Raw genomic sequence first — 22,972 nt, 5'->3', positions numbered from 1 at the left:
CCGGTTCGATCGCCGGGCCGGCGGCATCGGAGCGCTGCCCTCTATACACGGCCCAATAGTGACGAAACAGCGAAGGCGTCCCGCACGGCGGAACGCCCTGAAGTCGTTCTGTGACCGGCCAAAGCGCCGATCATTTGGCAGAAGCGCTCTGGCCGGACATGTTGACCACCTGGACCCGGCGGTTGACGCCGCTGTCGGGATGAGCCGGATCTTTCAGCCGGCTTTCGCCGTAGCCGACAGTGACGAGGTCGGCACTTGCGATGCCGTATTTGTCGACCAACACCCGCTTGATAGTATCAGCGCGGCGCTCGGACAGTTCCTGATTGAACGAGTCGCCGCCGACGCTGTCGGTGTGGCCGGCAACCACGAAGGTGCCGCCTTTGAGATCCGGGCTGGACAGTGCCTTGCCGAGCGCCTCGACGGCGGGCGCTGCCTGACGGCTGATGGTCGCCGAATTGTACTCGAAGGTGATTTCGAGGTCGATGTTCGGCTTGTCCTTGGTGATTTCGGCGATCTGGGTGCGCTCACCGAGCGACAGCGACCGGGTCGGCCGGTTGCGCAGGCTGTCGACGAATTTCGTTTGGCCGGGATCGGTTGCTGCGGCCGGTTGTGCGGCCGACAGGCTGCGGGTCAGCGGTTTGTTCGGCGTCAGCGCTCGGACGATCTGGTCCGACGTGACCTCGCCGGCCTGGGCTGCGCCGAGCGGCAGCATCGCGCCAAGCCCCAGCATCAGCGCGCCGAGCTTGGCGCAGTACCGGGCTGCAGACATCCGGGTCATCTTGCGTCCTCCTGAGATCTGGCGATCGCTTCGCGTGCGAAGGATCGGCATCGCCTTGTCATTCTGATCGTCGCGCCATTGCGCCGACAGGTTCAACGCTCCCCACGAGGCGGCGCGGCCGCGACGCCTATTGCACGCCGTAGCCGGCGAATTCCTGGCCGATATTGGGGTCGAGCTTCTTGGCGGTGCTCAGGTCGATCTCGGCTTCCGACGCGAGCCCGATCCGTTTGCGCGCCAGCCCGCGGCCGTACAGCGACGAGGTCAGGCGCGGATTGATCTTGAGCGCGGCGTCGAAGTCGGCGATCGCCGCCTTGTCGCGGCCGCTCTTCAAATGCAGCAGGCCGCGGCTATCGAGCCCGTCGATGAAATTCGGCCGGAGCTGCAGCGCCTGGTCGCAGTCGGCGAGCGCACGTTCCAGCTCGCCGATCACGGTGCGGGCCCAACAGCGGTTGTTGTAAGCCTCGACGTCCTTGGCATTGAGGCGGATCGCCTCGTCGAAGTCCTTGATCGCAGCTCGATACGCGCCCTTGCTGGCGTAGACCTGACCTCGCCGGTAATACGCATTGCCGTCGGATGGGCGCTCCGCAATTCGCGCGGTGAGCGACTTCACAGTCGGATCGCTCGCGAGCGCCAGCACCAATTTGTCATCGCCACCGCTGTCGGAGGGCTTCGGTTGCGCTATCTGCGGCGGCTTGGTGTCGACGGCCGTTGCCGCGGGCTTTGTGGTTTCCGCCGTTGCCGGAGTTGCGGCCGGTTTGGCGGGCTCGACCGGCTTGTCGGATGGCTTGTCCGCGGCCTTGTTCACGGCCTTCGCGCCCGGCACGAAGACGAAGTCCTCGGCGAGCGACGACGAGATCCACGGCACCTGCTCGCCATGCGAGGCGCGGGTGACGGCGGTCCGGGTGCGGTTGAGCGCCTCTTCGGCGGAAACGCCTGGCTCCCGGATGTCAGCGATTAGTGCGCTGACGAACGGGCTGTGGTCGGCGTCATTGTCGGTCACGACCGCACTGAGCGCCGCAGCGTACATCACCAGCGATCCGCTCGGTGCGATGACCGGCGCCAGGCCGGCGGAGAAGCTGCGGAAGCGACGTTCGAACGGGTTGCGCCGCGAGGCGTCGATCAGTGCGACCTTGACCGCGGCGCCGCGGCTGTTCAGTTCGCCGAGCACGGCCTCGAGCGAGACGCCGTCGCGCCGGACATCCGGCTCGGTCCAGATCTGAGCATCGACCGGCACCAGATAGCTCTGCCGCCCGGATTGGATTCCGAAGCCGCTGAAGAACACCAGCGCCACCGACCCCGGCTTGACGCGCTGATACAGCCGGTCGAAGGCGCGCCGCATGGCATCGCCGCTCAGGTCTTCGCCCAGCTCCACATCGAAGCCCGCGCGCTGCAACTCCGCGGTCAGCGCACGGGCGTCGGCACCCGGCTGTCTCAACGGCCGGTCCGCATCCGGATATTTGCCGTTGCCGATCACCAGCGCGACGCGCGGTGCCGCACCATCGGCAGCGAACGAACGCGGCATGGCCGTGACGATGGTGAGCAGCAGAACGACCAGACCAAGGTGGATTTTCATGCGATGCCGGACCTGCGGTGAGAACGGTCCCGATCGTGTCGGGCGGTCAACTCGGACTTTGTGCGTCGCATCTCACCCCGTCGTGGTCGCGCCTGTCAATTGCCGCCAGCGGCGGCGCCCGTCGTCATAGCAACCGCATATTTCCGGACCGCGACGTGCTGCACCGAAAACGCGGCTATCCGACCGAAGCAGATGCCTTCGCTGGGGTCGTCTCGGAATGGTCGTGGCTCGCCTGAATCAGGTTCAGATGTCGCTCGATCTTGCCGAGCGCTGCGGCGAACTGTTCAAGTTCGCGGGGAGACAGGCAGGATAGGATGTCCTGCTCCTTGCGCTTCAGCCGCGGAACCAATTCGAGATACAGGGCTCGGCCCTTCTTGGTGAGGCGCAGCCGAAATTCGCGGCGGTCGTCTTCGTTTTCGACCCGTTCGATCAGTTCTCGCGCCAACAGCCCGGTGACGGCGCGGCTGATGGTCGATTTGTGCGTGCGTGTGCACTGCGCAATGAACTGGGCCGTGCAGGCGTCGTTGCGAAAGCCGAGCGTCGCGAGAATGCGCCAGCCGGGAATATCGAGCCCATAGCGCTGCTGATACTCCTCCGACAAAGCGGCGCTGACTTCCGCGGCCAGTCGGTTGAGCTGGAACGGCACGAACGAGAACAGATCGAGCTTCGGCAAAAATTTCTCCCGGGCCGGGTTGCGCGGCGCGACGACTGCGGCTTAGATAGTTGCAAATGAAACTATCACGCAGGAGGACGCCTTGACCAGCGCTTTGCACGGGCGGACGGGTCGGCGGGGCTAAGGCTGATGGCCCATCAGGAACATTTCCAGTTCGGCTATCGCCGTCATCCGGATCAGGATCGCCAGGATCCGGCGCGCCACCCGGTGGTGGTGGTCGGTGCCGGTCCGGTCGGATTGTCGCTGGCGATCGATCTGGCGCAACGCGGGCAGAACGTGGTGCTGCTCGACGACGCCGACAGGATCGGCGAGGGATCGCGGGCGATCTGTTTTTCCAAGCGTGCGCTCGAAGTCTGGGACCGGCTCGGTGTCGGTGCGCAGATGGTCGAAAAGGGCGTGGTCTGGCAAGTCGGCAAGATCTTTCGCCGCGACGAGATGGTGTACCGCTTCGATTTGCTGCCGGAGACCGGCCATAAAATGCCGGCCTTCATCAATCTGCAGCAATACTACGCCGAGGCGTTCCTGGTCGGCCGGGTGCAGCAACTGCCTCAGATCGATCTGCGCTGGCGCAACAAGGTGACGGCGCTCGCTCAGCACAATGATCATGCCGAACTGACGATCGAGACGCCGGACGGGACGTATCGTCTCGCCGCCGATTATGTCGTCGCCTGCGACGGCGCCCGCTCGGCCCTGCGCGGCATGGTCGGCGCTGAGTTCGCCGGCGAAGTGTTCGAAGATCAGTTCCTGATCGCCGACGTGAAGATGACAGCGGAGTTTCCAACCGAGCGCTGGTTCTGGTTCGATCCGCCGTTCCACTCCGGGCAGTCAGCACTGCTGCATCGCCAGCCCGACGACGTCTGGCGGATCGATCTACAGATCGGGGCTGAAGCCGACGCGGCGGTGGAGCGTCAGCCCGAACGAGTGCGGCCGCGGATCGAGCGGATGCTCGGCCATGGCGATTTCAGCTTCGAGTGGATCTCGATCTACAAATTCCAATGCCGGCGGATGCAGCGCTTCCTGCACGAGCGGGTGATTTTCGCCGGCGACTCGGCCCATCAAGTCTCGCCGTTCGGGGCGCGCGGTGCGAATTCCGGGCTCGAAGACGGCGAGAATCTCGCCTGGAAGCTCGACCTCGTCTTGCGGGGGCAGGCGCCGGCCAGCCTGCTCGACAGCTACGATGTTGAGCGCAGCCAGGCGGCCGACGACAATATTCGTCATTCGACTCGCTCGACCGATTTCATCGCGCCGCATTCGAAGCAGGAGCGGCGGCTGCGCGACGCGGTGCTGGCGCTGGCGCATGATGTCGAGTTCGCCAAGCGAATGGTCAATGCCGGCCGGCTGTCGACGCCCTCGGTGTACCAATCCTCGCTGTCGACGGATGATGTCGACATATGGAGTTCGGGCCCCGGGCCTGGCGCTGCGATGCGCGACGCGCCGCTGAAGGCGGCTGATGGCACGCCGGTCTACCTCACCGACGCGTTCATCCAGGCCGGCGGCGGTTTCGTGTTGCTGGAGCGAGCCAATGGCGCCGCCGCCCCGGCGCCGCAGGGCGTCCGCAGCATCCGGATCGGCGACGACGCGCCGCTGCGCGACGAGCAGGGCGCCTTCGCGCAGCGCTACGATGCCGCGCCGGGCTCGGCCTATCTGCTCCGCCCCGATGGCTACGTCGCCGCACGCTTTCGGCATCCGACGCAGGCTGCCGTCGACGCGGCCTTGGCGCGGGCGTGCGGACGATGAGGGGGGTGATGATAGCTGTCGTGACTCCGAGCTTCGAACGAGCATCGCAGCGCATGGTGCGGAGCCTCTCACCGCAGGCACGACCTAACCTCTCCCCGCGTGCGGGGAGAGGTCGGTCAGGATCGCGAGATGCGGACCGGGTGAGGGGGCGTCTCGACGAGGCCGAGACACCGTGCCCGCGTCGCCCCTCACCCCAACCCTCTCCTCGCAAGAGCGGGGCGAGGGGGCTCGCCGCAGCTGGGGAGAAGTCGATGTGCAGACCAGGGCGTTCGAAGGGGAGGGGAATCCGATGACCGTCGCGCTCTCCACCGCCAGCAATTTCGCCGATCCGGACGCCGCTTATCGGCTGATCGTCGAGGCGCATCGCGGACTCAGCGATGAACAGAGCGCGGCGCTCGATGCCGCGCTGGTACTGATCCTCGCCAACCACATCGGCGACCTCGATTTGCTGCGCGAGGCGACGGCGTTGGCGAAGCGGGGACTGGTGGAGGGGCAACGGGAGTGATTGACGTCAACGAAACCGTGCGGCGCAGGCGCGTCGCCCCAAGGTTCGTCATTCCGGGGCGCGCCGTCAGGCGCGAACCCGGAATCTCGAAGTGACCGGGCGAAGCGGCGGTCGCAGAACAGCTCGGGATTCCGGGTTCGCTCGCTGCGCGAGCGCCCCGGAATGACTAATCTTGACAACTAACAAGGATCCCACATGGCCAAAGGCTTCGCTTCCACCACTGACCTCGCCGAGAAGAAGGTGACGTTCTCCGAGATCGGTCCCGATCTCTATGCCTTCACGGCGGAGGGCGATCCGAATTCGGCGGTGATCGTTGGCGACGACGGCTGCTTGGTGTTCGACGCCCAGGCGACGCCGGCAATGGCCAATAAGGTGATCGAGCGCGTCCGCAGCGTCACCGACAAGCCGATCAAATACGTCGTGCTGTCGCATTATCACGCGGTGCGCGTGCTCGGCGCTTCGGCGTATCAGGCGCAAGGCATCATCGCGTCGCAGGAGACCTATCGGCTGATCGAGGAGCGAGGTCAGCAGGATTGGGATTCGGAATACGGCCGGTTTCCGCGGCTGTTCCAGGATGCCGAGAGCATCCCCGGCCTGACCTGGCCGACGCTGGCGTTTGACGGCGAGATGTCGGTCTTCCTGGGCAAGCGTGAGGTGCGGCTGATGCAGCTCGGCGCTGGCCACACCTCCGGCGATATCGTTGCCTGGGTGCCGGACGCGCAGGTGATGTTCACTGGCGACCTCGTCGAGTATCACTCGGCCTGCTATTGCGGCGATGCTTACTTGCGCGAATGGCCGGCGACTCTGAACGAGATCCGCGAGTTCAATCCGAAGGCGATCGCGCCCGGCCGCGGCGACGCGCTGAAGGGGCTGGAGACCACGCGCGAAGCGATCGCGATGACCCGCGACTTCGTCGGCACGTTGTACGGCGCCGCCGAGCTCTCGGTCGCCAAGGGCCGTAGCCTGAAGGAGACCTGGGACGCTACCCGCGAGATGATGGACCCGAAGTTTTCGTCCTTCGCGATCTACGAGCACTGCCTGCCGTTCAACGTCTCGCGTGCGTTCGACGAAGCCTCGGGCATCGACGATCCGGTGATCTGGACCGCCGAGCGCGACCGCGAAATGTGGGCCGCCCTGCAGGGCGGCTAGTCCGAACCGCGACCGCGGCTTCGGCCGCGTCCCTCGCCACCCGATCGGAGGACGACCATGAACATCAATGCCGCGCCGCAGATCCTCGGCCGCAGTTCGCAGGACATCACGCCGGGCTACATGTCCGGCTTCGGCAATTCGTTCGAGACCGAAGCGCTGCCCGGCGCACTGCCGGTTGGGCGCAATTCGCCGCAGCGCTGCGCGTACGGCCTCTATGCCGAGCAATTGTCCGGCTCGCCGTTCACGGCGCCGCGCGGCGCCAACGAGCGGAGTTGGCTGTATCGCATTCGCCCCTCGGTGAAGCACTCCGGCCGCTTCGCCAAGACCGACATGGGGCTGTGGCGCTCGGCGCCGTGCTTCGAGCACGATCTGCCGATCGCGCAACTGCGCTGGGATCCGCCGCAGATGCCGCAGGAGCAGCTCACCTTCCTGCAGGGCGTGCGGACGATGACGACGGCCGGCGACGTCAACACCCAGGCCGGGATGGCGACGCACCTGTATCTGATCACCCAATCGATGGTCGATCAGCACTTCTACAATGCCGACGGCGAGATGATGTTCGTGCCGCAGCAGGGCAGCCTGCGCCTCGTCACCGAGTTCGGAATCATCAGCATCGAGCCGGCCGAGATCGCGGTGATCCCGCGCGGCGTCAAGTTCCGGGTCGAACTGGTCGACGGCCCGGCGCGCGGTTATCTGTGCGAAAACTACGGCGGCGCCTTCACGCTGCCGGAGCGCGGCCCGATCGGCGCCAACTGCCTCGCGAATTCGCGCGACTTCCTCACCCCGGTCGCCGCCTACGAGGACAACGACACGCCGACCGAACTCTACGTGAAATGGGGCGGCTCGCTGTACGTGACCAAGTTGCCGCATTCGCCGATCGACGTCGTCGCCTGGCACGGCAACTACGCGCCCTACAAATACGATCTGCGCACCTATTCGCCGGTCGGCGCGATCGGCTTCGATCATCCCGATCCGTCGATCTTCACGGTGCTGACCTCGCCGTCGGAAACCCTCGGCACCGCCAATATCGACTTCGTGATCTTCCCCGAGCGCTGGATGGTGGCGGACAACACGTTTCGGCCGCCGTGGTATCACATGAACATCATGTCGGAGTTCATGGGCCTGATCTACGGCGTGTACGACGCCAAGCCGCAGGGCTTCGTGCCGGGCGGCGCCTCGCTGCACAACATGATGCTGCCGCACGGCCCTGATCGCGAGGCGTTCGACCATGCCAGCAACGGTGAGCTGAAGCCGGTGAAGCTGACCGGCACGATGGCGTTCATGTTCGAGACCCGCTACCCGCAGCGCGTCACCGAATACGCCGCGAACTCCGGCCTGTTGCAGGACGACTACGCCGATTGCTGGAACGGCCTCGAAAAGCGCTTTGATCCGAACCGGCCATGACCAGAGCTCAGGATCACGACGCCGCGGTGCTGTACGGCTATTTCCGTTCCTCCGCGGCCTATCGGGTCAGAATCGCGCTGAACCTGAAGAATATCATCGTGGCGCAGCGCTACGTGCATCTGCGCGACGGCGAGCAGAACCTCGAGGCGTTCCGCTGGATCAATCCCGCCGGCCTCGTGCCGTATTGGAGCGAGGGCGACTTCAACCTCGGCCAGTCGCTGGCGATCATCGAATATCTCGACGAGACCCATCCCGAACCGCCGCTGCTGCCGAAGGATCCGAAGGCCCGCGCCATCGTTCGCGAGATAGCCTATGCGGTGGCTTGCGACATTCATCCGATCGGCAATTTGCGAATCCTAAAACGGCTGAGCGAACTCGGCGTCGACGAGGCCGATCGCGCCCGCTGGTCGAAGGAGTGGATCGAGCAGGGCTTTGCGGCGATCGAGGCGCGATTGGCGCAGACGCCGGGGCCGTTCGCCTATGGCGACCGGCCGACGCTGGCCGACATCTGCATCGTGCCGCAGGTGTTCAACGCCCGCCGCTTCGACGCCGACCTCGCCCCGTTCGAACGCATCCGCCAGATCGAAGCCGAAGCGATGAAACTCGACGCCTTCGTCGCCGCAGAGCCGGGCCGGCAGCCGGATGCGGAGTAGTACCGTAGTCATTGCGAGGAGCGGAGCGAACGAGACGCCACAGGAAAGTTAGAGCGAACTAACCTCCGTCATGCCAGGGCTTGTCCCGGGCATCCACGTCTTCCAGCCGCGCGACAAGTAAGGCGTGGATGGCCGGGACGAGCCCGGCCATGACGACGCGCTTGTGAGCGGCTGCCTAACCAAACCAATCAGGACTAGACATGCATCCCAACGATCCGCGCCTGCGCTCCTTCGTCGATGTGAAACCGGAATCGGACTTTCCGATCCAGAACCTGCCGTACGGCGTATTCTCGACTGCCGACGATCCTGTTCCCCGCGTCGGTGTCGCGATCGGTGAGTTCGTGCTCGATCTTTCAGCATTGCAGGCTGCGAAGCTGCTCGATCTGCCGGAGGGCGTGTTCGCGCGAGGCTCGATCAACGCCTTCATGGCGCTCGGGCCGAACCTGTGGCGCAGCACGCGGGCGCGGATCAGTGCGCTGCTGCGGCACGACAATTCCGAACTGCGCGACGACGCGGCGCTTCGTAAGCAAGTGCTGATCCCGATGGAGGGGGTGAAGCTGCATCTGCCGCTGCGTGTCGAGGGCTTCACCGACTTCTACTCGTCGAAGGAACACGCCACCAATGTCGGTACCATGTTCCGCGACAAGACCAATCCGCTGCTGCCGAACTGGCTGCACATCCCGATCGGCTACAACGGCCGCGCCTCAACCGTCGTGGTCAGTGGCACTCAGATCCATCGCCCGCGCGGTCAGCTCAAGCCGCCGTCGGCGGAGCTGCCGAGTTTCGGACCCTGCAAGCGGCTCGATTTCGAACTCGAGATCGGCGTCGTGCTCGGCCAGTCGTCGGCGATGGGCTCGATGCTGACCGAACAGCAGGCCGAAGAGATGATCTTCGGCTTCACGCTACTCAACGATTGGAGCGCGCGCGACATCCAGCAGTGGGAGTACGTGCCGCTCGGGCCGTTCCAGGCCAAGGCGTTCGCGACCTCGATCAGCCCGTGGATCGTCACCCGCGAGGCACTGGAGTCGTTCCGCATTGCCGGGCCGCTGCAGGACCCGGCGCCGCTGCCGTATTTACAGCAGAAGGGGGCCAACAATTACGACATGCCGCTGGAAGTCGCCTTGCGAACGCCGGCGATGCAGCAGCCGGCGCGGATCAGTGCCACCAATTTCAAATACATGTACTGGTCGTCGGTGCAGCAGCTCGTGCACCATGCCTCCAGCGGCTGCGCGATGAGCGTTGGCGACCTGCTCGGCTCCGGCACGGTGTCGGGCCCGGACAAGGATCAGCTCGGCAGTCTGCTGGAATTGAGCTGGAACGGCACGCAGCCGGTGCAATTGCCCGGCGGCGAGACCCGCGGCTTCCTCGAAGACGGCGACAGCCTGGTGATGCGCGGCTGGTGCCAAGGCGACGGCTACCGCGTCGGCTTCGGCGAAGTCGAGGGGACGGTGCTGGCGGTGGAGTAATAGCCACCCGCGCCGTCATTCCGGGGCGCGCCGTCAGGCGCGAACCCGGAATCTCGAGGTGCTCTGAACTGCCGGATTCCGGGTTCGCTCGCTGCGCGAGCGCCCCGGAGTGACGTGGCGACTTGTTACTTCCCGCCCCAGGCCTTCACCACGTCGCCGATTTGCGAATGCACCGGCGGCCGCGCGGTGGACGGGGTGCGTGAGAAGCGCGGGGCGGGGGCCGGCTGGGTGTGGCCTTCGTGGTTGATGAACACCTCGCGCGCCACCATGTGCGGATGCTTGGTGGCTTCCGACATCGTCAGCACCGGTGCGAAGCAGACGTCGGTGCCTTCCATCAGCTTGCACCATTCGTCGCGGGTCTTGGTCTTGAACACCGCGGCGAGCTTCTGCTTCAGCGCCGGCCACTGCTTCTGGTCCATCTGCGCGTCGTAGTCGGCCTCGGTCAGGCCGGCGATCTGGCGCAGCAGCGCGTAGAACTGCGGTTCGATCGAGCCGATCGAGATGAACTGGCCGTCGGCGCATGCGTAGGTGCCGTAGAAGTGCGCGCCGCCGTCGAGCATGTTGCTCTCGCGGCCTTCCTTCCAGCGGCCGGCCGCGGTCATGTCGAAGAACATCGTGATTAGCGAGGCAGCGCCGTCGCACATCGCGGCATCGACCACCTGGCCCTTGCCGGACTTCGAGGCTTCGAGCAATGCGGCGAGGATGCCGACGACGAGATACAGCGAGCCGCCGCCGAAATCGCCGACCAGATTGAGCGGCGGCACCGGCTTCTCTGCCGGGCCGATCGCCGCGAGCGCGCCGGTGATCGAGATGTAGTTGATGTCGTGGCCGGCGGCCTGCGCCAGCGGGCCGGTCTGGCCCCAGCCGGTCATCCGCGCGTAGACCAGCTTCGGATTGCGCGCCATCACCACGTCGGGGCCGAGGCCGAGACGCTCCATCACGCCGGGGCGGTAGCCCTCGACCAGCGCATCGGCGCTATCCAGCAGCTTCAGCACGTCGGCGACCGACGCCTTGTCCTTCAGGTCGACGGTGACGACGGTGCGGCCGCGCGCCGCGGCGCCCTGCGGCTTCTGGCCGGCACGCACCAGCGTGATCACCTCGGCCCCCATGTCGGCGAGCAGCATCGAGCCGAACGGGCCGGGGCCGATGCCGGCGAATTCGACGATGCGGATGCCGGCGAGCGGGCCGCTGGCGTTGGCTTTCGTGGTTGGCTTGGAGGAGGCGGTCGCTGTGTCTTGCACCTTGGGTGTCCATTGTTGTTGTCCGCGCGCGGCGCGGAGCGGTTGTTGTCCGCGTCAATCATCATGCCCGGTGTGCTCGGAGCAAGTGACTTTTCGTCCCAGCGCCGCATGCCGCCATGCTGCGGCACTGCACAAAACAAAGCGGCGCGCAGAACTGCGCGCCGCTTGCCGTGCAATGGAATAACTCAGCCGGCGGCCTGCACCGCGCGTTGCGCCATCACCTTGATCAGGTTGGCCCGGTAATCGGAAGTGCCGTGAATGTCTTCGATCAGCCCTTCGTCCGACACCTTCACGCCGTCGAGCGCGGACGCCGACCAGTTCGCCTGCAGCGCCTGTTCGATCACCGGCACCCGCATCACGCCGTCCTGCGACGCGCCGGTCGCGGCGGCGCGAATCTCGCCGCTCTTCAGCTTGGCGACGAACACGCCGGTCAGCGCGAAGCGCGACGCCGGGTTGCGCATCTTGGCGTAGCCGGCCTTCTCGGGCACCGGAAACGAGATCGCCGTGATCATCTCGTTGTCCTCCAGCGCGGTCATGAACAGACCCTGGAAGAACTGATCGGCCGGGATCTCGCGCTTGTTGGTCTTCACCGTGGCGTTCAGCGCCAGGATCGCGGCCGGATAGTCCGCCGCCGGATCGTTGGTGGCGACCGATCCGCCGATCGTGCCGCGATGGCGCACCGCCGGGTCTCCCAGCACCGAGGTGAGGTGCGCGATCGCCGGGATCAGGCGCTTCACGTCGGCGTTGTGCATGATGTCGTAATAGGTGGTGGCCGCCTTGATGGTCAGCGTGTCGCCGCTGGCCTCGATTCCGATCAGCGCCGGAATTCTGGCGATGTCGATCAGATCGCCCGGAGCTGCGAGCCGCTGCTTCATCACCGGCAGCAGCGTATGGCCGCCCGCGAGGAACTTGGCATCGTTGCCCTTGGCGATCAGCGCCACGGCTTCGTCGACCGAGGAGGCGCGGTGATAGTTGGTGGAATACATGAATATCTCCTGTCAGAGATCGAACGCAGGTTTATTCGCAAAGATCTCCGTCATTGCGAGGAGCGAAGCGACGAAGCAATCCAGCTCCGGATGCGAAGCCTCTGGATTGCTTCGCTTCGCTCGCAATGACGATCTCATTCGGCCGCCTGTTGCAGTTGCATCGCGTGCCACACCCGGTCGGGCGTCGCCGGCATTTCCAGCCGGTTGTTGCCGATCGCGTCGGTGATGGCGTTGATCACCGCCGCCGAAGCCCCGATCGCACCGGCCTCGCCGCAGCCCTTGACGCCGAGCGGATTGCCCGGACACAGCGTCGTGGTGTGCGAGATCTGGAACGACGGCACGTCGTCGGCGCGCGGCATCGCGTAGTCCATGAACGACGCGGTGACGAGCTGGCCGTCCGCGTCGTAGATCGCGTGTTCCAGGATCGCCTGGCCGATGCCCTGCACCAGGCCGCCATGGACCTGGCCTTCGACGATCATCGGATTGATCAGTCGGCCGAAATCGTCGACCGCGACGAAGTTGACGAACGAGGTCTTGCCGGTGCCCGGATCGACCTCGACTTCGCAGATGTAGGAGCCGGCCGGGAAGGTGAAGTTGGTCGGATCGTAGAACGCGCTCTCCTTCAGGCCGGGCTCCATGCCGTCCGGCAGGTTGTGCGCCGTGTAGGCGGCGAGCGCGACCATCGGCAGAGCGATCGCCTTGTCGGTGCCCGTGACTTTGAACTCGCCGTTCTCGATGACGATGTCGTTCTCGCTCGCTTCGAGCTGATGCGCCGCGATCTTCTTGGCCTTGGCTTCGACCTTCTCCATCGCCTTGAAGATCGCCGACATGCCGACTGCGGCCGAGCGCGAGCCGTAAGTGCCCATGCCGAACTGCACCTTGTCGGTGTCGCCGTGGACGATCGAAACCTGGTTGATCGGGATGCCGAGCCGGTCCGCGACCAATTGGGCAAACGTGGTCTCGTGACCCTGGCCGTGGCTGTGCGAGCCGGTCAGGATCTCGATGGTGCCGACCGGGTTGACCCGCACTTCGGCGGACTCCCACAGCCCGACGCCGGCACCGAGCGAGCCGACCGCCTTCGACGGCGCGATGCCGCAGGCCTCGATGTAGCAGGACAGGCCGAGGCCGCGCAGCTTGCCTTCGCTCTTGGCCTTGGCCTTGCGGCCTGCGAAGCCGGCGTAGTCGATCGCCTTCAAGGCGGCGTCGAGCGACGCGTTGAAGTCGCCAGTGTCGTACGCCATGATCACCGGGGTCTGGTGCGGGAATTGAGTGATGAAGTTCTTCCGCCGCAGTTCGGCCGGATCGACCTTGAGTTGCCGCGCCGCGGTCTCGACCAGCCGCTCCAGCAGGTAGCAGGCCTCGGGGCGGCCGGCGCCGCGATAGGCGTCGACCGGCGTGGTGTTGGTATAGACGCCCACCACTTCGGTATAGATCGCCGGGATGTTGTACTGGCCGCTCAGCAGCGTGGCGTACAGATAGGTCGGCACCGACGACGAGAACAGCGACATGTAGGCGCCGAAATTGGCGTAGGTCTTCACCCGCAGCCCGAGCATCTTGTTGTCGGCATCGAATGCCATCTCGGCCTTCGACAGATGATCGCGGCCGTGCGCGTCGGTGACGAAGGCTTCGTTGCGGTCACCGGTCCATTTCACCGGGCGACCGGTTTTCTTCGAGGCCCACAGCGCCACCATCTCTTCCGGATAGATGAAGATCTTGGAGCCGAAGCCGCCACCGACATCGGGCGCCACCACCCGCAGCTTGTGCTCGGGGGCGATGTTGTAGAATGCCGACAGCACCAGGCGGGCGACATGCGGGTTCTGCGAGGTGGTGTAGAGCGTGAAGTGCTCTTCGGCCGGATTGTATTCGGCGAGCGCCGCCCGCGGCTCCATCGCGTTCGGCACCAGGCGGTTGTTGGTCAGTTCGATCGAGACGACATTGGCGGCCTTACTGAACGCCTCGTCGGTCGCCTTTTGGTCGCCGATCTCCCAGTCGTACACGATGTTGCCGGGCGCTTCGGGATGAAGCTGCGCTGCCCCATCGGCAATCGCCGCCTTGATGTTGGCGACCGCCGGCAGTTCCTCATAGTGCACCACCACGGCCTCGGCGGCGTCGCGGGCGAGGTTCTTGCTTTCGGCGATCACCACCGCGACCGCCTGGCCGACGAAGCGCACCGTCTCCGGCGCCATCGCCGGCCACGCGCCCATCTTCATCGCCGAGCCGTCCTTGGAGTGGATCGCCCAGCCGCAGATCAGATTGCCGACCTTGTCGTCGACGATCTGCTGACCGGTGAGTACGTCGACCACGCCCGGCATCGCCTTGGCGGCGTCGAGTTCGATGCCGGTGATCCTGGCGTGCGCGTGCGGGCTGCGCACGAAATGCGCATACGTCATGCCCTGCAGCTTGATGTCGTCGACATACCGGCCGCGGCCGGTGATGAAGCGGCGGTCCTCCTTGCGCGCGACGCGCGCGCCAATACCCTCGATGCCCATATGCATTCTCTCCCTTTGGACTGCTTCAGCCGCGCGGATTCGGAACGTCGCGGGTCGCAGCCATCATTCGAACGTGTGGTCGGCGACGAAACGGCGGGCGGGCAGGCCTATTCGGCGGCCTGCGCCATCTTCATGCGGGAGGCGGCGTCGAGCACCGACTTGACGATGTTATGATAGCCGGTGCACCGGCAGATGTTGCCTTCGAGCTCGTGCCGCACGGTGTCTTCGTCGAGGTCGCCGCCGTAGCGGTTGACGATGTCGATCGCCGACATGATCATTCCGGGCGTGCAGTAGCCGCACTGCAAACCGTGATTATCGCGAAACGCCGCCTGCATCGGGTGCAGCTCGTCGCCCTTGGCGATGCCTTCGATGGTGGTGATGTTGGCGCCGTCGGCCTGGCCGACCAGCGTCGTGCACGACTTCACCGCGCGGCCGTCGATATGCACCACGCAGCAGCCGCACTGGCTGGTATCGCAGCCGACATGGGTGCCGGTCAGGCCGAGGTGATCGCGCAGCAGATGGACAAGGAGCGTTCGATCTTCGACATCCGCCGTCACCAGCTTGCCGTTGACGGTCATAGAGACTTTGGACACGCGTCAGTCCTCCCGATGAATTTTTAATTGTTCCAATTAGAAGCGCGGCGGCCGGACTTTGCAACTGGGATTTTTCGCGGCTCGGAGGGCCGCGGAGTTCCAGACGCTGGAGCAGTGGGCGACGTCCGATCGCGGCCTGATGCCGGTGGAAAGCACCATCATGGTGGCGATCCCCGTGCGATGCACCGGCTGAGACTTCAGCCGGTGCATCTCTGCTTGGGTTGCAATCGATCAGGCGTTGTTAGCCGCGTGCAAAAGCGCACGCACCGAGGCGGTGGCGACGTCCGGATCGATCCCGGTCCCAAACACCGTGCGGCCGTCGGAGGTGCGGCATTCGACATAGGCGGCGGCCTGCGCGGCGGAGCCGGAGCCGATCGCGTGCTCCTGGTAGTCAGTAACGTCGAGCGCCGGACCGCCGGCGTCTTTCAGCGCTGCCACGACTCCGGAGATCAGGCCATTGCCTCGGCCCGACAGCGAACGAACCTCGCCGTCGATCGAGATCCGGCCAATGAACGTCCGTTGGCCCACCGGTCCGGTCTCCTTGTAGTCCACCAGCACGAACCGGTCGGTCGGCCGCTGCAGGTAGCAGCCTTCGAAGCAACGCCAGATGTCGGCGGAGTTCAGCTCGCGGCCGAGATCGTCGGCCAGCTTTTGGACGTGCCTGCTGAAATCCGCCTGCATCCGCTTGGGCAGCTTCAGCCCCTTGTCCTGTTCCAGCACCCAGGCGACGCCGCCTTTGCCGGACTGCGAATTGACGCGGATGACGGCTTCGTAGGTTTCGCCGATGTCCGCCGGATCGATCGGCAGATACGGCATCTCCCAGAGGCCATCGTTGCGCTGCGCATGCGCGGCAAAGCCCTTGCGGATGGCGTCCTGATGCGAGCCGGAGAAGGCCGTATGCACCAGGCCGCCGGCATAGGGATGCCGCGGATGAACCGGCAGTTCGGTGCAATGCTCGACCGTGTTCACCACCTCGCGCATTACCGGGAACGAAAGCCCCGGATCGATGCCCTGGGTGTAGAGATTCAGCGCCAAGGTCACGAGATCGACGTTGCCGGTCCGCTCGCCGTTACCGAACAGGCAGCCTTCGACCCGATCGGCGCCGGCGAGCAGGCCCAGCTCGGTAGCCGCAACTCCGGTGCCTCGGTCGTTATGCGGATGCAGGCTGATGACCACGGACTCGCGCCGCGAGATATGGCGGCAGAACCACTCGATCTGGTCGGCATAGACGTTCGGCATCGCGACTTCGACGGTCGCCGGCAGGTTCAGGATCGCCGGGCGCTCCGGGGTCGGCTGCCACACGTCGAGCACGCGCTCGCAGATCTCCAACGCGAAGTCGGGCTCGGTGAAGCAGAAGGTCTCGGGCGAATATTCGAAGGTCCAATCGGTGCCGGGGCGCTTCAGGCTCTCATCGAGCATCGCCGTGACGCCCGTGATCGCCAGATCGACGACGTCCCGCCGCTCCATGCCGAACACCACGCGCCGGAACAGCGGCGCTGTGGCATTGTACAGGTGCACGATGGCGCGCTGCGCACCCTCCAGCGACTCGAAGGTCCGGGCGATCAGGTCGGTGCGCGATTGGGTGAGAACCTGGATCGTGACGTCGTCGGGAATCCGGTCGTCGGTGATCAGGCTGCGGACGAAATCGAATTCGGTCTGCGAGGCCGACGGAAACGCCACCTCGATTTCCTTGAAGCCGATCGCGATCAGCATGTCGTAGAAGCGCTGCTTGCGCTCGACCCCCATCGGATTGGCCAGCGACTGATTGCCGTCGCGCAGGTCGGTGGACAGCCAGCGCGGGGCCGACGTCAAACGACGGGACGGCCATTGCCGGTCCGGCAAGTCGACCGGCGTGACAAAGGGACGATATTTGGTTTGCGGATTCTTCAACATGATCAATGTCCGTTGCGCGCGGAGGAAGGTCAAAACGGGCACGGCTGGATACGGCCGCCAGGCTGCCGTCAGTCCCGGCGACCGCCAGTAAGTCGAAGCGCAACGGACAGAAGTCGGTCGTGGTGAGCCGGCAGGGTGCGGGTGCTCGGACCGCACGTCTCGACAGCCGCCGAGACCGCGCAAAGCGGTCGGGCAGGGCTGGGGACGATATGGGCGATCGAGAACACGGGGGTATCCACGGACCTCTGTAGGACTGTCCCCTTACTTAAATCAAGACAAGCATGATAATCTCTCGCGGAGAGATCAATCTTCGTCGCGAAAGGATCAGGTGAGGCGATGCGAGCGCAGGTTGTCACCGATCATGTCGCCGTCGTCAGCCAGGATGCGCACCGCTTCGCAAGCCGCCGTCATTCCCATCCGCAGGCGCAGCTCATCTACGCCATCACGGGCGTGGTTTCTGTCACCACGGCTGATGGCACCTGGGTCGTCCCGCCGAGCCGTGCGGTCTGGGTGCCGGCCGGTATCGAGCACGACACCAGAAGTCGCTCAGTCGTCCAGTTCCGCTCGCTGTTGATCGACCCGGCCGAGGTCGAGGGACTGCCGGTGGTTTGCACCGCGATCGAGGTCACGCCCTTGCTTCGCGAACTGATCCTGCGGCTCGTTGCGATAGCTGGCGACTCAGACCGCACCGAGTTCAGTCGCGCGGTCACGCAGCTCCTGCTGATGGAGCTTGCAAGTTTACCAGTTGAGCCGCTCAGTCTGGCGACGCCTCAGCATCCGCAGCTCGCCCGGTTTTGCGACCAGATCCGCAGCGAACCCGCTGCTTCCGTGTCGCTCGAGCAGGCCGCTCGGGCTCTCCACATGAGCCGTGCCAGTTTCATGCGGTTGTTTCAGCGTGAAACAGGGATGAGCTTCCTGCGCTGGCGTCAGCAGGCCCGCCTGTTGCACGCTTTGTCGCTGCTGGCCGAGGGGCAATCGATCCTGAATGTGGCTCTGGCCTGCGGCTACGACAGCCCGAGTGCATTTTCGGCCATGTTCCGGCGCGTCCTCGGAAAACCACCAAGTGAGTACTTCGTGCCCTGAACTAAAGTCGAGGTCGCGATCCCCCGACTACGCGGTTTACGCAGCCTTAGATAATGCCGCGTAGTTTTCGAGTACCCGGTTCGGTTCCGGGATTGGCGCTTGGACGGGGTACATCAAGTGAACATGACGACTGCCGCCGCAGCGCGGGCCAAATCCGCGGCGCTGCCGGCTCTGCGTTTTCGTGGCAAAGTGACGCTCGGCTTTGCGGTGGTGCTCGGCATCACGGCGATCAGCATGGGGCTGGCTTATCTTGGATTTGAACGCGTTTCGGACGGCGTGGTCGCGTATCGCGACGGCGTCCGCCAGTCTGATCTCGCGCGGGACATCGACCGCGAGATGATCAGCTACGAGGCGCGGGCTCGGCATTACGTACTTACCGGCAAGGAGGACGATGCCAAGGCGGCGCGCGCGGCTGAAACCCGGCTCAAGGATGCGATCGACCGCTCGCTCCAGGCCGCGACCAAGCCGGCGCAACGCGAAGCCCTGGCCGGGCTGTCGAGCGAGTTCGCGACCTTCACTAAGCTGTTCGCCGAAATCGTCGCACTGAAGACCGACAGCGCCCTGGTGATTCAGAACGGGTTGACGCGCGGCGGCCTCAACCTGCGCTACAAGTTCGACGATCTGATGAGCTCGGCGAGCGACCGCGAAGATTCCAGCGCTGAACTCGGCTCCAAGCGAGCCTCTGACCAGTACGCAGCCGCCATGGCGCTGGTGAATACTTTCGCCATCAACTCCAGCATCCCGGTCGCCGACAATGCGTTGGCGCGGCTCAAATTCGTCGAGAATTCGCTGAACATCATCAAGTCGGGCGACGCCGAGCTTTCCGCAGCGGTGAAGGAGATCTTCACCATGCTGGGCGAGTACCGCCAGGCGCTGGTCAAGCTCAGCGACAACGTCAAGGCGATCGACGCCAAGGTCGCCACCATGGTCGGCTCGGCCTCGGCGATCGTGCGCAGTTCCGAAGCCATCAAGGCTGACCTGCTGGCCAATCAGCAGCGGCTCGAGCGCGAGTCCGACGCCACCGTCATGGCCACCGAACGGATGGTGGCGATGCTCGGCATCGGCGGCTTCCTGCTCGGCGCGGTGCTGGCGGTGCTGCTTGGCCGCGGCATCTCGCGTCCGATGCAGGCGATGTGCGCGGCGATGCGGCGGCTCGCCAGCGGCGACTTTAACGTGGTGCTGCCGGGACTCGGACGCCGCGACGAAATCGGCGAGATGGCTGCCGCAGTCGAGGAGTTCAAGGTCCAGGCGGCCCGCAAGGCCGAGCAGGACGCAGTCGCCCGCGAGCGCGAGGCGGAGGCAGGCCGCGAAGCCCGCCGTGCTGAGCTGATTGGGTTTGCCAGCGAGTTCGAAAGCGCGGTCGGCGCGATCGTGGCGCATGTCTCGGACGCTGCGTCACAGCTCGAAAGCGCCGCCGCCACACTGACCCGCACGGCGGAGACCACCCAGTCGTTGTCGGGACAGGTCGCAGGCGACTCGCAACAGGCTTCGTCCGGGATGCAGGCCGTCGCATCCGCCACCGAAGAGCTGTCGGCCTCGGTCGGAGAGATCGGGCGCCGGGTCGGGCAGTCGCGGGATATCGCCGAAGCGGCGGTGGAGCAGGCCCGCGAGACCGATGGACGGATCGGCAAACTGACCCAGGCAGCGCAACAGATCGGCGAGGTGATGCAGCTCATCACCGCGATCGCCGAGCAGACGAATTTGTTGGCGCTCAACGCGACCATCGAGGCCGCGCGTGCCGGTGACGCCGGCCGAGGCTTCGCCGTGGTCGCCGCCGAGGTCAAGTCGCTGGCGACGCAGACTGCGAAAGCGACCGACGAGATCTCCTCCCAGGTGGCCGAGATGCAGGAGGCGACCCGCGACTCGGTGACCTCCATCCAGAAAATCGGTAGCACGATCGCCGAGATCTCGACGATCTCCGCGTCGATCGCCGGCGCGGTGACGCAACAGGATGCAGCCACCCGGGAGATCGCCGGCAGCGTGCAGGGCGTCGCCCAGGGTACTCAGCGGGTCGCCGGCAACATCGCCGAAGTCAATCGCGGCGCCGCCGAGACCGGTGCCGCGTCGTCGCAGGTCCTGCAATCGGCGCGAAGCCTGTCGGCAGAGAGTGCGCGTCTGCGTACCGAGCTCGACCGGTTCATGGCGAACATCCGCGCCGCGTGATTTGCGGGCGGTCGTCCCAGCAGGTTCCGGCCGGAGGGAACCGATCCGGCGCGGTCTCGTTGGTTGAGGAAGATCGATCCATCCGATGGCGGTGGATCGCCACGTTCGGCGCTGGCGGCGTGGCACACCGCAGCCGGAGTTGGAGTTCATGGCCGACAGCGTCAGCGCCGCCATCACGGAACCGACGCCAGGACGGATGGGGCGTGTGGCGGATGACCGGGTCATCGAAACCGACGTTCCGGCCCGTCTCGACGGGCTGCGGTGGAGCGGGTTTCACACCCGGGTCGTTGTTGCGCTGGGCGTCACCTGGATTCTGGATGGACTCGAGGTCACGCTCGCCGGCGCGCTGGCGGGGGCGCTGAAGAACAGTCCGAGCTTGCAATTCTCAAATCTCGATGTCGGCCTGGCCAGCAGTGCTTATCTGGCCGGCGCCGTACTTGGCGCACTCGGGTTCGGCTGGCTGACCGATCGGATCGGGCGCAAGAAGCTGTTCTTCATCACGCTGTCGCTTTACCTCCTCGCCACGGCGGCGACGGCGCTGTCGTGGAGCGTCACCAGCTACGCACTGTTCCGGTTTCTCACCGGCGCCGGCATCGGCGGCGAATACACCGCGATCAATTCGACGATCCAGGAGCTGGTCCCGGCGCGCTATCGCGGTTGGACCGATCTGGTGATCAACGGCAGTTTCTGGATCGGCGCGGCGATCGGGGCGGTTGGGGCGATCGTGCTGCTCGATCCCGCGGTGATCGATCCCGACTACGGCTGGCGTCTGGCTTATCTGACCGGCGCAATCCTCGGATTGATCGTGTTCGCGATGCGCTGGTGGATTCCGGAGAGCCCGCGCTGGCTGATGATCCACGGCCGGCCGGAGCAGGCCGAAGCGATCGTTGAGGAGATCGAGCGCGGAGCGCGTCACGCGCCGGATCGTCCGGCGCGTTTGCCGCGGATCCGGCTGCGGATGCGGACTCACACTCCGCTGCTCGATGTGGCGCGGACGCTGTTTTCGACCTATCGGCAACGCTCGCTGGTCGGATTGACGCTGATGACGGCGCAGGCGTTCTTCTACAACGCGATCTTCTTCACCTACGCGTTGATCCTGACCGACTTCTTCGGCATCCCCGCCAACCATGTCGGTTGGTACATCCTGCCGTTCGCGGCCGGCAATTTCCTCGGGCCGCTGTTGCTCGGCCGGCTGTTCGACACGCTCGGCCGCCGCACCATGATCGGCTTCACCTACGCGGCGTCGGGAATTCTGCTGGCGTTGTCGGGCTATCTGTTTTCGATCGGCGCGCTCAGCGCGCAGAGTCAGACCATCGCCTGGATGGTGATCTTCTTCTTCGCCTCGCCGGCTGCGAGCGCGGCCTATCTCACAGTCAGCGAGACCTTTCCGCTCGAAGTGCGTGCGCTGGCGATCGCAATCTTCTACGCGATCGGCACCGGAGTCGGCGGGGTCGCGGGCCCGGCGCTGTTCGGTGTGCTGATCGATACGGGGTCGCGCGACAGCGTATTCGCAGGTTATCTGTTCGGATCTGCGTTGATGATGGCCGCAGCCGTCATCGGTTGGCGTTATGGTGCCGTGGCCGAGCGCCGTTCGCTCGAACAGGTGGCACGGCCGTTGGCCGCAACAGAGGACAATTGATGACAACTAAGCTCGTTCAACCGTTACATGCTGCGTCGGAGCCGGTTCCCATGCCCGGCGCGCTGGTGCCGCAGCTCGATCAATGTGCGCTGCTCCTGGATATCGATGGTACGTTGTTGGACATGGCGCCGACGCCGCGCGAAGTGTGGGTGCCGCCGGAGCTGGAACAAACGCTGAGGAATTTGCTGGTCAGGACCTCCGGCGCGCTCGCGCTGGTCAGTGGCCGTTCGATCAACGACATCGATCTGATTTTTGCGCCGATGCGATTGCCGGCGGTCGGCGGTCACGGCGCCGAGATGCGATTGTCAGGCGGCGGCGAAGCCGTTGCTACACATGCGCCGCCGCTCGATCCGGAACTCAAAAGCCGGCTGGCGGCGATCGCCCGCATCAGCCCTGGTATCCTGCTCGAGGACAAAGGCTATTCTCTGGCGCTGCATTATCGTCTGGCACCGCACACAGAAAAAGCGATCTACGAATCGGTTGCGGCGATTCGCGCGGAGAATCCGGATGCGCCGCTGGAAGTGCTGCCCGGCAAATCGGTGTGCGAGATCAAGCACTCGGGTTTCACCAAAGCGACCGGCGTGTTGGAACTGATGAAGCACGCGCCGTTCGAGGGGCGACGACCGGTCTTCATCGGCGACGACGTGACCGACGAGACCGTGTTTGCGATCATGCCGGAGCTCAACGGCGTGGCATTTTCGGTCGGACGTCACAGCGATCTCACCGCCGGCCGGTTCGATCAGCCGAGCGATGTTCGCGACTGGCTCTCGAGGCTGCTGACAACGACTGCGTAGTCGATGATTTGAGTACGGTTCCGGACAGAAAAACCCACCAAAACGCGCAGTTCCTGGAAAAGTTCCGGAGTTGCGATGGAACGATCTCGATGAATGGATGTTAATCTCCGGAGCGTCACACAGACGCACCAGTCAATGGGGAGCCGGAGGGAG

The 22,972-nt window shown here is 65.2% G+C and carries 18 protein-coding genes; 10 read left to right on the top strand and 8 right to left on the bottom strand.

Annotated elements, in window-relative coordinates; all coding sequences use genetic code 11:
- Positions 1–130: 130 nt before the first annotated feature.
- The 3 genes from M9H71_RS05840 to M9H71_RS05830 all read right to left on the bottom strand — a co-directional run bounded on the left by M9H71_RS05840 (position 131) and on the right by M9H71_RS05830 (position 3,024).
- The gene (locus M9H71_RS05840; protein ID WP_455404126.1) at positions 131–778 is read right to left on the bottom strand and encodes an OmpA family protein; all 648 of its coding nucleotides are present in this window, start codon (positions 776–778) and stop codon (positions 131–133) included.
- A gap of 127 nt (positions 779–905) precedes the next feature.
- The gene (locus M9H71_RS05835; RefSeq protein ID WP_455404125.1) at positions 906–2,351 is read right to left on the bottom strand and encodes a caspase family protein; all 1,446 of its coding nucleotides are present in this window, start codon (positions 2,349–2,351) and stop codon (positions 906–908) included.
- A gap of 175 nt (positions 2,352–2,526) precedes the next feature.
- Positions 2,527–3,024, bottom strand: a complete 498-nt coding sequence (locus tag M9H71_RS05830) for a MarR family winged helix-turn-helix transcriptional regulator (RefSeq protein WP_455404124.1) — start codon at positions 3,022–3,024, stop codon at positions 2,527–2,529.
- A 129-nt stretch (positions 3,025–3,153) separates the two neighbouring features.
- On the opposite strand from M9H71_RS05830, the gene M9H71_RS05825 reads away from it, so the two are divergent.
- From M9H71_RS05825 to fahA, 6 genes are all read left to right on the top strand, one after another.
- On the top strand, positions 3,154–4,761 hold the full coding sequence (locus M9H71_RS05825; RefSeq protein WP_455404123.1) for an FAD-dependent oxidoreductase: 1,608 nt from the start codon (positions 3,154–3,156) through the stop codon (positions 4,759–4,761).
- A 289-nt stretch (positions 4,762–5,050) separates the two neighbouring features.
- Complete coding sequence (locus tag M9H71_RS05820; RefSeq protein WP_455404122.1) at positions 5,051–5,266, top strand: DUF2783 domain-containing protein; 216 nt, start codon at positions 5,051–5,053, stop codon at positions 5,264–5,266.
- Positions 5,267–5,461: 195 nt separating this feature from the next.
- Positions 5,462–6,415: an MBL fold metallo-hydrolase gene (locus M9H71_RS05815; RefSeq protein WP_455404121.1), complete on the top strand. Its 954-nt coding sequence runs from the start codon at positions 5,462–5,464 to the stop codon at positions 6,413–6,415.
- Between the two features lie 57 nt (positions 6,416–6,472).
- Positions 6,473–7,819 carry a homogentisate 1,2-dioxygenase gene (hmgA, locus tag M9H71_RS05810; protein WP_455404120.1) on the top strand — a complete coding sequence of 449 codons (1,347 nt, stop codon included), beginning with the start codon at positions 6,473–6,475 and terminating at the stop codon, positions 7,817–7,819.
- Positions 7,816–8,472, top strand: coding sequence for a maleylacetoacetate isomerase (gene maiA, locus M9H71_RS05805; protein WP_455404119.1), 657 nt, complete (start codon positions 7,816–7,818; stop codon positions 8,470–8,472). Before hmgA ends, maiA begins: the two co-directional genes overlap by 4 nt.
- 200 nt (positions 8,473–8,672) lie before the next feature.
- Positions 8,673–9,938, top strand: coding sequence for a fumarylacetoacetase (fahA, locus tag M9H71_RS05800; protein WP_455404118.1), 1,266 nt, complete (start codon positions 8,673–8,675; stop codon positions 9,936–9,938).
- Between the two features lie 125 nt (positions 9,939–10,063).
- Here the strand turns inward: fahA and M9H71_RS05795 are convergent, their stop codons facing one another.
- From M9H71_RS05795 to leuA, 5 genes are all read right to left on the bottom strand, one after another.
- Positions 10,064–11,179, bottom strand: coding sequence for a CaiB/BaiF CoA transferase family protein (locus M9H71_RS05795; protein WP_455404117.1), 1,116 nt, complete (start codon positions 11,177–11,179; stop codon positions 10,064–10,066).
- A 185-nt stretch (positions 11,180–11,364) separates the two neighbouring features.
- Positions 11,365–12,165 carry an FAD binding domain-containing protein gene (locus tag M9H71_RS05790; protein WP_455404116.1) on the bottom strand — a complete coding sequence of 267 codons (801 nt, stop codon included), beginning with the start codon at positions 12,163–12,165 and terminating at the stop codon, positions 11,365–11,367.
- A 134-nt stretch (positions 12,166–12,299) separates the two neighbouring features.
- Positions 12,300–14,654 (bottom strand): xanthine dehydrogenase family protein molybdopterin-binding subunit, encoded by a 2,355-nt coding sequence (locus M9H71_RS05785; protein WP_455404115.1) that lies wholly within the window; start codon positions 14,652–14,654, stop codon positions 12,300–12,302.
- A gap of 107 nt (positions 14,655–14,761) precedes the next feature.
- The gene (locus M9H71_RS05780; protein ID WP_455404114.1) at positions 14,762–15,247 is read right to left on the bottom strand and encodes a (2Fe-2S)-binding protein; all 486 of its coding nucleotides are present in this window, start codon (positions 15,245–15,247) and stop codon (positions 14,762–14,764) included.
- A 231-nt stretch (positions 15,248–15,478) separates the two neighbouring features.
- Positions 15,479–17,140, bottom strand: coding sequence for a 2-isopropylmalate synthase (gene leuA, locus M9H71_RS05775; protein WP_455404113.1), 1,662 nt, complete (start codon positions 17,138–17,140; stop codon positions 15,479–15,481).
- A 336-nt stretch (positions 17,141–17,476) separates the two neighbouring features.
- Between leuA and M9H71_RS05770 the strand changes: the two genes are divergently transcribed.
- The 4 genes from M9H71_RS05770 to otsB all read left to right on the top strand — a co-directional run bounded on the left by M9H71_RS05770 (position 17,477) and on the right by otsB (position 22,819).
- Complete coding sequence (locus M9H71_RS05770; RefSeq protein ID WP_455404112.1) at positions 17,477–18,223, top strand: AraC family transcriptional regulator; 747 nt, start codon at positions 17,477–17,479, stop codon at positions 18,221–18,223.
- A 123-nt stretch (positions 18,224–18,346) separates the two neighbouring features.
- On the top strand, positions 18,347–20,386 hold the full coding sequence (locus tag M9H71_RS05765; RefSeq protein WP_455404111.1) for a methyl-accepting chemotaxis protein: 2,040 nt from the start codon (positions 18,347–18,349) through the stop codon (positions 20,384–20,386).
- A gap of 196 nt (positions 20,387–20,582) precedes the next feature.
- The gene (locus M9H71_RS05760) at positions 20,583–22,025 is read left to right on the top strand and encodes an MFS transporter (RefSeq protein WP_455404203.1); all 1,443 of its coding nucleotides are present in this window, start codon (positions 20,583–20,585) and stop codon (positions 22,023–22,025) included.
- Positions 22,025–22,819 carry a trehalose-phosphatase gene (gene otsB / locus M9H71_RS05755; protein ID WP_455404110.1) on the top strand — a complete coding sequence of 265 codons (795 nt, stop codon included), beginning with the start codon at positions 22,025–22,027 and terminating at the stop codon, positions 22,817–22,819. Before M9H71_RS05760 ends, otsB begins: the two co-directional genes overlap by 1 nt.
- Positions 22,820–22,972 lie beyond the last annotated feature (153 nt).

This window comes from Rhodopseudomonas parapalustris (assembly GCF_053772255.1).
This window is presented reverse-complemented; position numbering and strand designations above follow the sequence as displayed.